Annotated in this window: 15 protein-coding genes; 6 read left to right on the forward strand and 9 right to left on the reverse strand. The window is 71.6% G+C overall.

Going from position 1 to position 14,261, the window contains the following annotated elements; genetic code table 11:
* Positions 1–40 precede the first annotated feature (40 nt).
* Positions 41–688: a leucine efflux protein LeuE gene (leuE, locus tag ACIHCM_RS15180; protein WP_399894863.1), complete on the reverse strand. Its 648-nt coding sequence runs from the start codon at positions 686–688 to the stop codon at positions 41–43.
* Positions 689–727: 39 nt separating this feature from the next.
* Entirely contained in the window at positions 728–2,308 is a 1,581-nt protein-coding gene (locus ACIHCM_RS15185) for a methylmalonyl-CoA mutase (protein ID WP_399894866.1), read from the reverse strand.
* Positions 2,309–2,436: 128 nt separating this feature from the next.
* Between ACIHCM_RS15185 and ACIHCM_RS15190 the strand changes: the two genes are divergently transcribed.
* Positions 2,437–3,270 (forward strand): L,D-transpeptidase family protein, encoded by an 834-nt coding sequence (locus tag ACIHCM_RS15190; protein ID WP_399894869.1) that lies wholly within the window; start codon positions 2,437–2,439, stop codon positions 3,268–3,270.
* A 213-nt stretch (positions 3,271–3,483) separates the two neighbouring features.
* On the opposite strand, the gene ACIHCM_RS15195 is transcribed toward ACIHCM_RS15190, so the two are convergent.
* The 7 genes from ACIHCM_RS15195 to ACIHCM_RS15225 all read right to left on the reverse strand — a co-directional run bounded on the left by ACIHCM_RS15195 (position 3,484) and on the right by ACIHCM_RS15225 (position 9,918).
* Positions 3,484–4,545: a hypothetical protein gene (locus ACIHCM_RS15195; protein WP_399894872.1), complete on the reverse strand. Its 1,062-nt coding sequence runs from the start codon at positions 4,543–4,545 to the stop codon at positions 3,484–3,486.
* Positions 4,545–5,213 (reverse strand): RNA polymerase sigma factor, encoded by a 669-nt coding sequence (locus ACIHCM_RS15200; protein WP_399894875.1) that lies wholly within the window; start codon positions 5,211–5,213, stop codon positions 4,545–4,547. Before ACIHCM_RS15200 ends, ACIHCM_RS15195 begins: the two co-directional genes overlap by 1 nt.
* A 414-nt stretch (positions 5,214–5,627) precedes the next feature.
* Positions 5,628–5,834, reverse strand: coding sequence for a hypothetical protein (locus ACIHCM_RS15205; protein WP_399894878.1), 207 nt, complete (start codon positions 5,832–5,834; stop codon positions 5,628–5,630).
* The gene (locus ACIHCM_RS15210; protein WP_399894881.1) at positions 5,831–6,445 is read right to left on the reverse strand and encodes an RNA polymerase sigma factor; all 615 of its coding nucleotides are present in this window, start codon (positions 6,443–6,445) and stop codon (positions 5,831–5,833) included. Before ACIHCM_RS15210 ends, ACIHCM_RS15205 begins: the two co-directional genes overlap by 4 nt.
* 166 nt (positions 6,446–6,611) lie before the next feature.
* On the reverse strand, positions 6,612–7,028 hold the full coding sequence (locus ACIHCM_RS15215; protein WP_399894884.1) for a hypothetical protein: 417 nt from the start codon (positions 7,026–7,028) through the stop codon (positions 6,612–6,614).
* Between the two features lie 485 nt (positions 7,029–7,513).
* Positions 7,514–8,122, reverse strand: a complete 609-nt coding sequence (locus ACIHCM_RS15220) for a hypothetical protein (RefSeq protein ID WP_399894887.1) — start codon at positions 8,120–8,122, stop codon at positions 7,514–7,516.
* A gap of 167 nt (positions 8,123–8,289) precedes the next feature.
* On the reverse strand, positions 8,290–9,918 hold the full coding sequence (locus ACIHCM_RS15225; protein WP_399894890.1) for a glycoside hydrolase family 20 protein: 1,629 nt from the start codon (positions 9,916–9,918) through the stop codon (positions 8,290–8,292).
* A gap of 212 nt (positions 9,919–10,130) precedes the next feature.
* Here ACIHCM_RS15225 and ACIHCM_RS15230 point away from each other — a divergent pair, with 212 nt between their 5' ends.
* From ACIHCM_RS15230 to ACIHCM_RS15250, 5 genes are all read left to right on the forward strand, one after another.
* On the forward strand, positions 10,131–10,625 hold the full coding sequence (locus ACIHCM_RS15230; RefSeq protein ID WP_399894893.1) for a 2-oxo-4-hydroxy-4-carboxy-5-ureidoimidazoline decarboxylase: 495 nt from the start codon (positions 10,131–10,133) through the stop codon (positions 10,623–10,625).
* 190 nt (positions 10,626–10,815) lie between these two features.
* Positions 10,816–11,196, forward strand: a complete 381-nt coding sequence (sdhC, locus tag ACIHCM_RS15235; protein ID WP_393106583.1) for a succinate dehydrogenase, cytochrome b556 subunit — start codon at positions 10,816–10,818, stop codon at positions 11,194–11,196.
* A 5-nt stretch (positions 11,197–11,201) separates the two neighbouring features.
* Positions 11,202–11,684, forward strand: coding sequence for a succinate dehydrogenase hydrophobic membrane anchor subunit (locus tag ACIHCM_RS15240; RefSeq protein WP_399894896.1), 483 nt, complete (start codon positions 11,202–11,204; stop codon positions 11,682–11,684).
* Positions 11,685–11,706: 22 nt separating this feature from the next.
* Entirely contained in the window at positions 11,707–13,461 is a 1,755-nt protein-coding gene (gene sdhA / locus ACIHCM_RS15245) for a succinate dehydrogenase flavoprotein subunit (RefSeq protein ID WP_399894899.1), read from the forward strand.
* On the forward strand, positions 13,461–14,231 hold the full coding sequence (locus ACIHCM_RS15250; RefSeq protein ID WP_393106576.1) for a succinate dehydrogenase iron-sulfur subunit: 771 nt from the start codon (positions 13,461–13,463) through the stop codon (positions 14,229–14,231). Before sdhA ends, ACIHCM_RS15250 begins: the two co-directional genes overlap by 1 nt.
* The last annotated feature ends 30 nt before the right edge of the window (positions 14,232–14,261 follow it).

The raw sequence follows: 14,261 nt of genomic DNA on the forward strand, positions 1-14,261 counted from the left end.
GCAAGGCGGCCGGCGACACCAGGAGCTGGGTCAGCGGCAGCTACGAGCTGGTCAGCGACAGCTTCACCGCGAAGCCGAGGAACAGCGCCCCCGCCGCCGAGGTGGCCCCCGCCGTGAGGCGCCTGCGGCGGCGGAAGGCGGCCGCGAGTCTCGTACCGCCGAATATCAGCCCGCTGAGGTACAGGAAGCTCGCCAGCTGCGCGAACGCCCCGAGCACCACGAAGGACAGCGCCGGATAGGCGTACCCCGGGTCGACGAACTGCACGAAGAAGGCGACGAAGAACAGGATCGCCTTGGGGTTGAACAGGCTGATGACCAGGGCCCGCCGGAACGGCCGCTCGTCACCCGCTTCCGGCGCGGCAGGCGCCGCCAGGCTCTCCCGCCGGGTCCGCCACATCCCCCACGCCGCGCGCAGCATGCCTATCGCCAGCCAGGTCAGATAACCGGCACCGGCGTACTTCACCACGCCGAACAGCAGCGCGTTCGCCTGCAGCAGCGAGGCCACCCCGGCCGCCGACAGGGTCATCAGCACGGTGTCGCCGCACCACACGCCCGCCGCCGCCGTATACCCGGGGCGCACCCCGCGCCGGGCGGCTACCGACAGCACGTAGAGCGAGTTGGGACCGGGCAGCAGGACGATCAGGGCGAGCCCTGCGAGATAGGTCGGAAGATCGATGACGCCGAACATGCCCAGGAGTGTCGCACGCGGGTCCGACAACGGACCCGGTCAGAAGGCGTCACTGGGTACATAGCTGCCCCAGACCTCCCGCAACGCGTTGCACACCTCACCCACGGTGGCCCGCGCCCGCAGCGCCTGCTTCATCGGCCACAGCACGTTGTCCTGGCCCTCGGCCGCCTTGCGCAGCGCCGACAGGGCCGCGTCCACCGCCCGCGGGTCACGTCCGGCGCGCAGATCGGCCAGGCGTTCCGCCTGCCGTGCCTCGATGGCGGGGTCGACGCGCAGCGGCTCGTACGGCTCCTCCTCGTCGACGGTGAAGCGGTTCACCCCGACCACGACCCGCTCGCCGGCGTCGGTCTCCCGGGCGATCCGGTAGGCGTTGCGCTCGATCTCGCTCTTCTGGAACCCGCGCTCGATCGCGGCGACGGAGCCGCCCAGCTCCTCGACCTTCGCCATCAGCTCGACCGCGGCCGACTCGACGTCGTCCGTCATCCGCTCGACGGCGTAGGAACCGGCGAAGGGGTCGACGGTCGCGGTGACGTCGGTCTCGTAGGCGAGCACCTGCTGGGTACGCAGGGCCAGCCGGGCGCTCCTGCCGGTCGGGAGGGCGAGCGCCTCGTCGAAGGAGTTGGTGTGCAGGGACTGGGTGCCGCCGAGCACCGCGGCCAGGCCCTGGACGGCGACCCGGACGAGGTTCACCTCGGGCTGCTGGGCGGTCAGCTGCACCCCGGCCGTCTGGGTGTGGAAGCGCAGCATCGTCGACTTGGGGTTCCTCGCGCCGAACTCGTCCCGCATCACCCGTGCCCAGATGCGGCGGGCGGCGCGGAATTTCGCGACCTCCTCCAGGATCGTGGTACGGGCGACGAAGAAGAAGGACAGGCGCGGGGCGAAGTCGTCGACGTCCATGCCCGCGGCGACGGCCGTGCGGACGTACTCGATGCCGTTGGCCAGGGTGAACGCGATCTCCTGGACGGGGGAAGCGCCGGCCTCCGCCATGTGGTAGCCGGAGATGGAGATGGTGTTCCACCTCGGGATCTCGGTCCGGCAGTACCGGAAGATGTCGGCGATCAGCCGCAGGGACGGCTTGGGCGGGAAGATGTACGTCCCGCGCGCGATGTACTCCTTCAGGACGTCGTTCTGGATCGTGCCCGTCAGCTGGTCCGCCCGGATCCCCTGTTCCTCCGCGACCAGCTGGTACAGCAGCAGGAGCAGCGCGGCCGGGGCGTTGATCGTCATCGACGTCGACACCTTGTCCAGGGGGATTCCGCCGAACAGCACCCGCATGTCGTCGATCGAGTCGATCGCGACGCCGACCTTGCCGACCTCGCCGTGCGCGAGGGGCGCGTCGGAGTCGTGGCCCATCTGGGTGGGCAGGTCGAAGGCGACCGACAGGCCGGTGGTGCCGTGCGCGATGAGCTGCCGGTAGCGGGCGTTGGACTCCGTCGCCGTGCCGAAGCCCGCGTACTGGCGCATGGTCCAGGGGCGGCCCGTGTACATCGTGGGGTACACGCCGCGCGTGAAGGGGTAGGCGCCGGGCTCCCCGAGCCGGACGGCCGGGTCCCAGCCGTCCAGGGCCTCCGGCCCGTACACCGGTTCGATGGGCAGTCCGGACTCCGACTCGTGCGCCATGGTCGTGCCTTCCGCCGAGCAGTGACTCACTCCTTGCCACCACGATGCCGCGCCGTTCGCGGCCCGTCATGCGCGGGAAAGCATCTCAGGTGACACGGCTGCACTTCGGTGAGAAGGCGGGGACTGGTATGCGCAGTGCTGGTTCGAGGAGAGCGGCCGCCGCGCTGGCGGCGCTGGTGACGATGTGCGGCTGCACCGCACAGGCCGTGGACGCGAACGGAAACCCGCGTGGGCCGATCCACATCGACATCACCCGCACGGCGCCCGCGCCGCCGCCCGAGGCCCCCTCCAGGACCCCCGGGCGTCCGGCCTCTCCGGCTCCGGCTCCGCCCCGGGTGCTCTGGGCACCCGGCGACCGGGGCCGGGACGTGCGTGAACTCCAGGCCCGGCTGCGCCAGATCGCCTGGCTGTTCGACGGTCCGACGGGGACGTACGACGACCTGACCCAGCAGGCCGTCCGGGGGTTCCAGGGCAAACGAGGGCTGCCGAAGACCGGCACCACGGACACCGTCACCTGGCAGCGGCTGCTGCGGATGACCCGCGAACCCGGCCGCTGGGACCTGTACCTGATGGGCGGTCAGCCCGCCGACGCACCCGACCCGCGGTGCCTGACCGGACGGGTGCTGTGCATCAGCAAGTCGAGCCGCACGCTGCGCTGGATGGTCGGCGGCCGGACGGTGACGACCCTGCCGGTGCGCTTCGGCTCGCAGTACACCCCCACCCGGGAGGGTGAGTTCAAGGTGTTCTGGAAGTCCCGCCGCCACCACTCCACGCTGTACGACGCGCCGATGCCGTACGCCATGTTCTTCAGCGGCGGTCAGGCCGTGCACTACTCGCCGGACTTCGCCGCCCGCGGCTACGCCGGGTCCTCGCATGGCTGCGTCAACGTCCGGGACGAGGCCGCGATCGCGCAGCTGTTCGGCGAGGTGAGGAAGGGCGACAAGGTCGTCGTCCACTGGTGAGGTTCGGGGCGCGGGCGGGACCGGGGGAACGTGTCCCGCCCGCGCTCAGGTGCACGAGCCGTAGGTACGGGGGGGACCCCGGCTCAGTGCGACAGCCGATGACCAGTCGGCTCACTCAGTACTGCGCCGGCACGGCCGAAAATGTCACACCCCTGGAGCAGAAATATCTATGACAATTTCGACGGCCTGCGAAACCGCAGGTCAGAGAGGTGGCTACGAGGGGTTCGCTGTCGGCAGCAGCGACTGCGCCGTGCTGCGCCGCTCGGGGAGCAGGGCCGGCGACCCCGCCGAGTCGCCGGGGGCGAGGGCACCGTCGCGGCCGGGTGCCGTGGCGCCGTCCCCGGCGCTCCGGTCGTCCCCGTCCTCGCCACCGTCGTCGTCGCCGCGACCGCCGTGGCCGTCGCCCTTGCCGTCGTCCTTGCCGTCGCCCGCGTCCTCGTCGCCGCCCTTGCCGCCCCGGTCCCAGCCCTTGTCCCGCCTGCCGTCGAAGTCGCCCAGCACGGCGTCGCAGTACTTGCGCACGCTCGAGTGACCGCCCGCCGCCTCCTTCAGGGCACGCTTGCGGTCGCGGTCCAGGCTCCGGCCCTCGCGCAGATCACGGCAGGCCGAGGTGAGCGCGCTCCACCAGCCGCCGGCGTCGCGCGACTGCTCCTCGCTGTCCCCGCCCGTGGACGGGGTGCTGTCGCCGGACGGGCCGGGGCTGCCGGTGGCGGGGCCACCCGTGGTGCCGTCCGGTGTGGCCGTGCCCGGCTCCTCGGGCTGCGCCGGCGGGGACGAGACCACCGGCTGCCCAGGCGGCTCGGCGGCCGAGACGGATGCGGCGGGGCGCGGCTCGTCGTGGTGGAAGGGCGTGTCCAGCACTCCGGTTCCGGCCGCGACGGCCACACCGCCGACCATGGCGACGGCCAGCGCCGCGGCCAGCCCGAGCCGTACGGGACGGCCCAGACGCAGGCGGTGGACAGCGGGCGTACGGCAGGCCGCGCGGCGCCCGATGCGCACCAGCCCGGCGTCGCGCGCTTCCCCGTCACCGGGCGTGCCGAGGGCCCCGAGCTCGCTGTCGCGGTCCGCCCGCACCTTGCGGAAGGCGGCCAGCGCGGCGGCCTCGCCGGGGAGTTCATCGCTGGTCAGCGGGGGTTTTGCGGAGAGTGCGCCAAGGGTGCGGGCCAGCTGGGCGGCCTGTTCGCGGGTGGCGTCGCCGGCAGCGTCCAGTGGCTCTCCGCTCAGCAAACGCTCCGCCGTATCGCGGTCCAGCCACCTGTGCTGCTCGTCGGCCATCACATGTCCTTCTGCGTCCGCGTGCGCGTAGGCGTCACACTCGCGGACGTCACCGCGCGGTCGCGCGGTTCTCGCTGGGGCGGCAGGGCGTCCAGCACACCGGCCGATTCCGGATCCTCGCCGAGGTCACCGAGCAGCTCGGCGAGCCGTTTCAGCCCCCGGTGCGCCGCGGTGCGCACGGCGCCCGCCCGTTTGCCGAGCGTCTCGGCCGCGGTGTTCGCGTCCAGGCCCACCACCACCCGCAGCACCACGGCCTCCGCCTGGTCCTGCGGCAGCCGGGCGATCAGCGAGAGGGCGTGGTCGGTGGCCAGGGCCTCGATGGCCTCCCCCGCGGTGTCGGACTCCGCGGCCCGCCCGGTCAGCTCGGTCTCGTCACCGCCGATCGCGGGCCGCCGCCCGCGCATCCGTATGTGGTCCAGGGCGCGGTTGCGGGCTATCCGGGCGGCCCACCCCCGGAACCGGTCCGCGTCGCCGCTGAACCGCTCCAGGTCCCGGGCTATCTGCAGCCAGGCCTCGGACGCCACGTCCTCGGCGTCGGGGTCGCCGACCAGTGTCCGTACATATCCGAGCAGCCGCGGATGCACCGCGCGATACACCGTACGGAACGCGGTCTCGTCCCCGCTCTGTGCCGCGAGCACCGCGGCCGTCAGCTCCGCGTCGTCCCCCACCGCGCGCGCCCTTCTTTGCGCCCAAGCCGGTACCGCTCTCACGGACCGGGTTCGCACCTCTTTGCGCCCAAGCCGGCGCCGCTCCTGCGGACCGGGTTCTCGCCGTCGTGTTCCCTCAAACCGATGGTCGCGGTTCGAGGACCGCTGCTGCTGCGGCGGTCGTCCTGCCCCCGCACTGCGGCGCGAAAGGCACGTTACGTCTTGAAACCGCCTCCCGTCCATGCAGGTAGTCGACGATGCAACTAACTCGTGACGCAGTGGGGTGTGACAGAAAACGCGGTCATGACGCTGAAGGAAGTACGGGCCGCCGCGCGGCCCGTGCCGCGCGACGGCCGGGGCCTCTCCTGTGGGGGGTGGCGGCCCCGGCCGTTGCCTTGGCCCCTTCGCGCACCGCGCCCCGCCTCGTCCCGCGCCTCATCGGTCCGCGCCCCGCGACCGCCAGTCGTCCCGGCGGCGGGTACGGGCCCGGAGGGCGCCCGCGTCCCGGACCGCGCGGAAAGCCGCCAGAGCCTGCCGCTCGGCCTCCGGGTCCACCGCACCGTCACCCGTCATCGCCCCCAGCAGCGCCGCGAGGTGGCCGCCGCCCTGTCCGTCCGCGAACCGTCGTTCACCCGAGATCATGACTCCCCCAGCCTGCGGGGACCGTCCTGCGTCACGCCCTCGGCGCCCAGCCGGCGGGCGAGTTGCCGAAGCCCACGGTACGCCGCCGTCCGCACCGCACCGGGCCGCTTGCCCAGCACCCGGGCGGCAGCCGGGCCGTCCAGACCGACGACCACCCGCAGCAGCACGGCCTCGGCCTGGTCCCGCGGCAGTTCGCGGACCAGGGCCAGGGCGCGCTCGGTGGTGATGGACTCCAGGGCCTGGTCGTGCGTGCTCTGCGGGCCGGGCAGGTCCAGCACGTCCGGTTCGAGCGCCGCCGGCCGGGGCCGTACCCGGGTGCGGCGCAGATGGTCCAGTGCCCGGTGCCGCGCGATGGTCGCCGTCCAGCCGCGGAAGCCCGCACCGTCGCCCTTGAACCGGCCCAGGTCCCGGGCTATTTCCAGCCAGGCGTCGGACGCCACGTCCTCGGCGTCGTCGCCGACCAGCCCGCGCAGATAGCCGAGCAGTCCCGGCTGCACCAGCCGGTAGGCGACCGCGAACGCGTCCTCGTCCCCGTCCTGCGCCCGCGCGACCGCGGCACCCAATTCCCCGTCGTACGCCTGGACGCGACGGGGTTCCCCTCCCTGGCCCACAACCGTCCTCGTTCGCACCGCGTTCGTAGGAAGTCTGCGCCGTGCGACACGAACCGGCCGTGCCGACGCCCCCACGGTCATCAGCGTCGGGCCTCACAGAAGTGTCACAGCTCGTCAGACGCCCCCGAGGTCCCCCGAGTAACGAGGCCCCCAGTGCCGGTGCCTTTCAGCTCCCGGCGGTCGCGTCCCGGCACAGCAGCCGCAGCGAGCCGTCGCCCGCGAAACAGCGGCGGGCCTCGTCGATGGGGTCCCACAGGCGGCCGTCCGGCGTGCGCAGCCAGTGGTCGCCGCCGGTCGCCCACCATTCGGCGCCGGCCTGACGGGCGATCACCTCACCCGCGTAGGCCCCGAGCCCGCGCAGGATGTGCTCCACGGCGGCGTACGGCGTGCCCTCCCGGCGCAGTTCGTCGATCATCCGGTCGGCACGCCACAGGGACTGCGCGGAGTAGTCGAGCCGCAGCCGCGCCCCCTCACGCAGGGTCGCCACCGCGTCCGTGGCCCACCGCACCGGCTTCGTCGCGGCCGAGGGCCTGTTCTCGGGGGTCGCCCCCGCCTGGCTCGTCGTCACAGTCTGGGTCGTCACACTCGGAAAAGCGCCCTGCAGCAACGATTCGTCACGCCTATTCGGCCACTGCCCGCAACCGGCGCAGGACCGCCCCACCGCGCTCCAGAGACGGTCACAGGATCCTTGCGGGAGCGCGGGTTTACGATCCCGAATCCGGGGCCCCGTCCTCATGCCCGGCCAAGGTCACGGCACGCACTCACCCTCCCCGGCCAGAACCACCCACCGGCGCCCGGGGGACCCCACCACGACACCTCGCCGAGCCCACCCCACCGCGCCACCGACGCCTCGCCGAACCCACGACTCCCGGGCGACACCCCACCCAGGCAGCCATGCCCGGACTCCCATGCCCGACCCTGACCACGGACGCAAGCCGAAGCCGGCTGAGGCCGCCCGGACCGGGACCCCCGGTCCAGGCCACCACGCGGGCAAGCCGAAGCCGGCCGAGGTCAGGGCGCCGGGGCGGCAATGCCCGGCCCGGGCCCCCGCCGACACCGCGCCGCCGCTCAGGCGTTCCTCGCCCGGCGGGAGACCACCGCGCGCAGGACCCTGCGGCCCTCTGTCGACACCTCCAGGGCGCGGCGCAGGCCGGCCGAGCCGTGTTCGGTGAGGAGTTCCAGGACGGTGATCTGGCGGCGCAGTTCGGCGGAGACGAGCGGGGACATGGCGTCCGGACGGCCCGCGACGGGGGTCGTGCCCGCCCGCGCGGCGTCCAGCGCCTGCGGGAACGTTTCGGCGGAGGCCCCGCCGTCCTCCGCCGGGTCGAGCAGGCGGTGGATCTGGAGCGACGCCACCGAGCAGCCGTCGGCCCACACCCGGGCCTCGGCGGCCGACCGCATGACAGGGGCGGCAGCCAGCATCCGCCGGACCAGCAACGCGGCCTCGTCCTCGACGTCCTCCGCGTCCACGACCTCGGCGACGCCCAGCTGCGCGCGCGCCTTGTCCAGCAGCGCGCCCCACTCGCCGGTGTCCCCGTTGTCCGCCAGGTTCGCCCAGAGCGGCCGCAGCACCTCGTCGTCGCCCCCCAGGAGGGGAACGCACCGATCCAAACAAGCCAGGGCACTCACGGCCAGCCCGCGTTCGTCGGCCTGCGCGATCAGTTCCACCAGGCTCATCCACGCCTCCCGTTCCGGGGCGCCATTGCTTACGGAGCCCGCACTTCCCCTTACTGCGCGCCATACTGCCGTACTGTCACACCGGCACAACAGCGAGTCGGTGAAGGAACGGGAAGAAGAGCTTTTCGGCCAACGGGCAGGATCGGCGGCCGGAACGCCGAGCGGGCTCAGCCGAGCCGGTCGGCCAGTGCGCTGAACTCCGCCCAGGAGAGCTCCGGTTCGCCCGCGTCCCACAACTTCTGGACGGTGGCCCGCAGCGGCATCCGTATCCCCGCCGCCACCTGCGCCTGCGTCTGGGAGTTCGCGAGATCGCACCACACGGCGAACGAACCGCCGAGAATCTGCCCGTCGTAGCCCGCCGCGACCGGCTGCGTCCCGCGCAGCACCCGCGGCGTCCACTGCTCGTATATCCGCTGTCCCGTCGGATAGACGAAGGTCTGCGGCTCGCCGAGGACGTAGTAGAGGAACTCGTCGTTGTAGTTGATGACCTTGCGCCCCGCGCTCAGGTACTCCACCGGCTGCCGCGCACCGATCTCCTTGCCCGTCCAGTACGCGACCTCGATGTCCTCGTCCGGCTGGACGGACGTACCGGTGTAGAAACCGTCGTTCCACGCGCGCGGCGTGCGGTCGAGGGCCCGGACCGCGGCGGCGCGGTCGTTGAGCCAGCCGGTGGCGAGGTCGGCGACGGTCCCGCCGGGGCCGTACGCCTCGCGCGCGGCGGCCGCGAGCTGCGGGTAGGAGGCCTGCGGGTCGGACACCGTGAGCGCCCGGTACTCGTCGCCGCCGAGGTGCCACCGGGTGCCGGGGAAGAGACCGGCGTACTCCCTGAACAACTCGTCGACGAGCTTCCCGGCCTCGGGGTTCGAGATGTCCACGGCCCCGGTCGCCGCCACGCCCTGCGCGTTGCGCAGCTGCAGCTCCGGGTGGGCGGCGATCACCGCGCCCAGGTGCCCCGGAGAGTCGATCTCCGGGACGATGCTGATGTGCCGGCTCTCGGCCAGCTGGACGATCCGCCGGACCTCTGCCTTCGTCAGGTGCTGCTGCGACACGACCTCGGGATGCGAGTCGGACTCGATACGGAATCCCTGGTCGTCGGAGAAGTGCAGCCCCAGTTCGTTGAACTTGAGGTCGCCCAGCTCGCGTATCCGGTCCTCGATCCAGTCGGCCGTGAAGTGCTTGCGGGCGATGTCCACCATCAGCCCGCGCCGCTCCTTGGCCGGCTCGTCCCGCACGACGCCCTCCGGCGCCGTGCCGCCGTCGCTCACGGTCTGCTTCAGCGTGCGGGTCCCGTAGAAGACCCCCGCCTCGCCGGGACCGCTGATACCGACCCGCCCGTCACGGACGGTCATGGTGTACGACTCCGGGTTCGCCCCATCGGCCCCGCTCAGCGCGAGCCGGACGTCCCCGGCCCGGCTGTCGCCCTTCTCGCCCGCGTAGGTCAGCCCCAGCTCTCCGGCCAGGAGCCGCCCCTCGTCCGCCAGCCCGGCGTCGCTCACCACGACCCGCGAGCCCTGCGCGGGACGCCAGCCGGGACCGCGCGCCGGGGAGTGGTCACCGACTGCCGGAATGGTGCGCGGGGCCGTGGACAGGGGGTACGAGCGGGTGGGCGTCGGGGTGGGGGTCGGCGCCGCCGCGGCGGGGGCCGACGGGTTCGCGGACGCGCCGCCCGGCGCCCCTCTGCCGGTCCACAGCCCCCGCCCGAGGCCGACGAGCACCACCGCGGCGGCGACCACCACGATCAGCCACCGCGTCCGTATGTCGCTCCGCGCCGACGCCCGGCGCCTGTGCTGGCTCACCCTGCCAACGTACGGCTTCGAGCGTCCACCGCGCGTCTTCAAACTCTCCCGTCCGGGTGAAAATCAGGTATCGCTCGGACACGCCGTGAACACTCTCGATAACGTGACGGCACATCTCCCATCACATCCCCTGCTGACACACGCGACGCCCACGAGGACCCACGCTGCCCGCGCACCGCCTCCCAGACCTCCCCGGCCGAGTCGCCATACCGGTGGGGCACTTCAACGCCGCCCCCGCCGAGGACATACGGCGCATGCTGCTGAGCTGCCTGCACAGCCTCCGCTGGGCCCGGCGGGTCGCCGACCACCGCCCGTACCCGGACGCGGACGCCCTGCTCGCGGCGGCGGACGAGGCGGCGTACGACCTGACCGCGGCGGACCTCGCGGAGGCCCTGGCAGCGGAGTCCCTGCCCGAGCTGCCCGACGGCGCGTACTCGGCGGCCCACACGGCGCTCAGCGCGGCCCACGCGGCATACGAGGCCCGCTTCGGACATGTATTCGTCATCTGCCTGGACAGCTTCACCCCGGACGAGGTCCTCGACCAGCTCCTGGCGGCGATCCGGTCACGATTGACGAACGATCCGGAAGAAGAACGGGGGGTCACGGCGGAAGAACTCCGCCGCCTGGCAAGAGGCCGGCTGGTGACGTCCCTCAGGGGCGCGGGGAGCCGCGCGACCAGCTCGAACGGCGCCACGCCCGGCGCATGAACCGGACACCCCACCCTGAAAGCCGCAATCCTCACCCATCCGCGTGCCACTTTGATCACACCGCCAGACCCCGGCTCAGCCCAGCGGCAGCGCGTCGCTACGATGCTGGGGGCCGGTGGACCGTACCCGGCCGGGCCCGTCCGACGCCGAAGCCGGCAGGCCCCAGTCCCCGCTCCCGGAGGGTTCTTCCGTGCCGGCTGGAACGCTGTACCGCGGCCGGGAAGGAATGTGGTCCTGGGTGGCTCACCGAGTCACCGGCGTCCTCATCTTCTTCTTCCTGTTCGTACATGTGCTGGACACCGCACTCGTCCGCGTCTCCCCCGAGGCGTACGACGAGGTCGTGGCCACCTACAAGACGCCGCTCGTCGCCGTGCTGGAGTACGGCCTCGTGGCCGCCATCCTCTTCCACGCGCTCAACGGCCTGCGCGTCATCGCCGTCGACTTCTGGTCGAAGGGCCCGCGCTACCAGAAGCAGATGCTCTGGTCCGTCGTGGCCGTTTGGGTCGTGCTGATGCTCGGGGCGATCTACCCCGTCCTCGGCCACGCCGCTCGTGAAGTCTTCGGGAGCTGACGCGCATGTCCACCACTGAGAAGACCGCTTCCGGCATCGGCCCCGTCGAGGGCACCTCCCTCCACACGGTCGACAACCCGGCGCCGCTCATCGAGCCGCCGCGCCAGCGCACGAAGAAGACCCCGCGTACCACGCGCGGCAACTTCGAGATGGCCGCCTGGCTCTTCATGCGGCTGTCCGGCATCGTGCTGGTCGTCCTGGTCATCGGCCACCTGCTGATCCAGCTCGTGCTGGACGGCGGCGTCTCCAAGATCGGCTTCGCCTTCGTGGCGGGCCGCTGGGCGTCCCCGTTCTGGCAGGTCTGGGACCTGCTGATGCTGTGGCTGGCGATGCTGCACGGCGCCAACGGCCTGCGCACGATCATCAACGACTACGCGGAGCGCGCGGGCACGCGCCTGTGGCTGAAGGGCCTGCTGTACACCGCCACGGTGTTCACCATCCTGCTGGGCACGCTGGTGATCTTCACCTTCGACCCGAACATCCGCTAGGCACGGGGCTGAGGTACTACTGATGAAGATCCACAAGTACGACACCGTCATCGTCGGCGCCGGTGGCGCGGGTATGCGCGCCGCCATCGAGGCGACCAAGCGCAGCCGCACCGCCGTGCTGACCAAGCTCTACCCGACCCGCTCCCACACGGGCGCCGCGCAGGGCGGCATGGCCGCCGCGCTGGCCAACGTGGAGGAGGACAACTGGGAGTGGCACACCTTCGACACGGTCAAGGGCGGTGACTACCTGGTCGACCAGGACGCCGCCGAGATCCTGGCGAAGGAGGCCATCGACTCGGTCCTCGACCTGGAGAAGATGGGCCTGCCGTTCAACCGGACCCCGAACGGCACGATCGACCAGCGCCGCTTCGGCGGTCACAGCCGTAACCACGGCGAGGCCCCGGTCCGCCGCTCCTGCTACGCGGCCGACCGCACCGGCCACATGATCCTCCAGACGCTGTACCAGAACTGCGTCAAGGAGGGTGTGGAGTTCTTCAACGAGTTCTACGTCCTCGACCAGCTGATCACCGAGGTCGACGGCATCAAGCACTCGGCCGGTGTCGTGGCGTACGAGCTGGCGACCGGCGAGATCCACATCTTCCAGGCGAAGGCCGTGATCTACGCCTCCGGCGGCACCGGCAAGTTCTTCAAGGTGACGTCGAACGCGCACACGCTGACCGGCGACGGCCAGGCCGCCGTCTACCGCCGCGGCCTGCCGCTGGAGGACATGGAGTTCTTCCAGTTCCACCCGACCGGCATCTGGCGCATGGGCATCCTGCTGACGGAGGGCGCCCGCGGTGAGGGCGGCATCCTGCGCAACAAGGACGGCGAGCGCTTCATGGAGAAGTACGCGCCGGTCATGAAGGACCTCGCGTCCCGTGACGTCGTCTCCCGCTCCATCTACACGGAGATCCGTGAGGGCCGCGGCTGCGGTCCCGAGGGCGACCACGTCTACCTCGACCTGACCCACCTGCCGCCGGAGCAGCTGGACGCGAAGCTCCCGGACATCACCGAGTTCGCGCGCACCTACCTGGGCATCGAGCCGTACACGGACCCGATCCCGATCCAGCCGACCGCGCACTACGCGATGGGCGGCATCCCGACCAACGTCGAGGGTGAGGTCCTGGCGGACAACACCACGGTCGTCCCGGGCCTGTTCGCCGCCGGCGAGGTCGCCTGCGTGTCCGTGCACGGCGCCAACCGCCTCGGCACCAACTCGCTGCTGGACATCAACGTGTTCGGCAAGCGGGCCGGCCTCGCCGCGGCCGCGTACGCGCAGAAGGCCGACTTCATCGAGCTGCCGGAGAGCCCGGAGTCCCTCGTTCTGGAGCAGATCGAGCGGCTGCGGACCTCCACGGGCAACGAGCGGGTGGCGACCCTGCGGCGTGAGCTGCAGGAGACCATGGACGCGAATGTCATGGTGTTCCGCACCGAGCAGACGATCAAGACGGCCGTCGAGAAGATCGCCGAGCTGCGCGAGCGCTACAGGAACGTGGCGATCCAGGACAAGGGCAGGCGGTTCAACACGGACCTGCTGGAGGCCATCGAACTGGGCAACCTGCTCGACCTGGCCGAGGTCATGGCGGTCTCCGCGCTGGCCCGCAAGGAGTCCCGCGGCGGTCACTACCGCGAGGACTACCCCAACCGCGACGACGTCAACTTCATGCGCCACACCATGGCGTACCGCGAGGTCGGCGCCGACGGGTCCGAAACCGTCCGTCTCGACTACAAGCCGGTCGTCCAGACCCGCTACCAGCCGATGGAGCGTAAGTACTGATGGCTACACCCGTTCTGGACAAGGCCGAGACCCCTGGCTCGGAGTCCGCGGCCTCCCCGTACATCACCGTCACCTTCCGGATCCGCCGCTTCAACCCGGAGGTCTCGGCGGACGCGACCTGGGAAGACTTCCAGCTGGAGATCGACCCCAAGGAGCGCGTCCTCGACGGTCTGCACAAGATCAAGTGGGACGTGGACGGCACCCTGACGTTCCGCCGCTCCTGCGCGCACGGCATCTGCGGCTCGGACGCCATGCGGATCAACGGCAAGAACCGCCTTGCCTGCAAGACGCTGATCAAGGACATCAACCCCGAGAAGCCGATCACGGTCGAGCCCATCAAGGGCCTGACGGTCCTGAAGGACCTGGTCGTCGACATGGAGCCGTTCTTCCAGGCGTACCGGGACGTGATGCCCTTCCTGATCACGAAGGACACCAACGAGCCGACGCGTGAGCGGCTGCAGTCCGCCGAGGACCGGGAGCGCTTCGACGACACGACGAAGTGCATCCTGTGCGCGGCCTGCACCTCGTCCTGCCCGGTGTTCTGGAACGACGGCCAGTACTTCGGCCCCGCGGCGATCGTCAACGCCCACCGGTTCATCTTCGACTCGCGTGACGAGGCCGGTGAGCAGCGCCTGGAGATCCTCAACGACCGTGACGGCGTGTGGCGCTGCCGCACGACCTTCAACTGCACGGACGCCTGCCCGCGCGGTATCGAGGTCACCAAGGCGATCCAGGAGGTGAAGCGGGCGCTCATCACGCGCCGCTTCTGATCTCCGCCTCTTTCGCGAGGGCCCCGTTTC

This window comes from Streptomyces sp. NPDC052023 (assembly GCF_044548465.1).
Lineage (GTDB): Bacteria > Actinomycetota > Actinomycetes > Streptomycetales > Streptomycetaceae > Streptomyces.

Coding starts and splice junctions, on each gene's coding strand:
- leuE (WP_399894863.1), bottom strand. CDS start 688: ATGTTCGGCGTCATCGATCTTCCGACCTATCTCGCAGGGCTCGCCCTG.
- ACIHCM_RS15185 (WP_399894866.1), bottom strand. CDS start 2,308: ATGGCGCACGAGTCGGAGTCCGGACTGCCCATCGAACCGGTGTACGGG.
- ACIHCM_RS15190 (WP_399894869.1), top strand. CDS start 2,437: ATGCGCAGTGCTGGTTCGAGGAGAGCGGCCGCCGCGCTGGCGGCGCTG.
- ACIHCM_RS15195 (WP_399894872.1), bottom strand. CDS start 4,545: ATGGCCGACGAGCAGCACAGGTGGCTGGACCGCGATACGGCGGAGCGT.
- ACIHCM_RS15205 (WP_399894878.1), bottom strand. CDS start 5,834: ATGATCTCGGGTGAACGACGGTTCGCGGACGGACAGGGCGGCGGCCAC.
- ACIHCM_RS15220 (WP_399894887.1), bottom strand. CDS start 8,122: ATGAGCCTGGTGGAACTGATCGCGCAGGCCGACGAACGCGGGCTGGCC.
- ACIHCM_RS15240 (WP_399894896.1), top strand. CDS start 11,202: ATGTCCACCACTGAGAAGACCGCTTCCGGCATCGGCCCCGTCGAGGGC.
- sdhA (WP_399894899.1), top strand. CDS start 11,707: ATGAAGATCCACAAGTACGACACCGTCATCGTCGGCGCCGGTGGCGCG.
- ACIHCM_RS15250 (WP_393106576.1), top strand. CDS start 13,461: ATGGCTACACCCGTTCTGGACAAGGCCGAGACCCCTGGCTCGGAGTCC.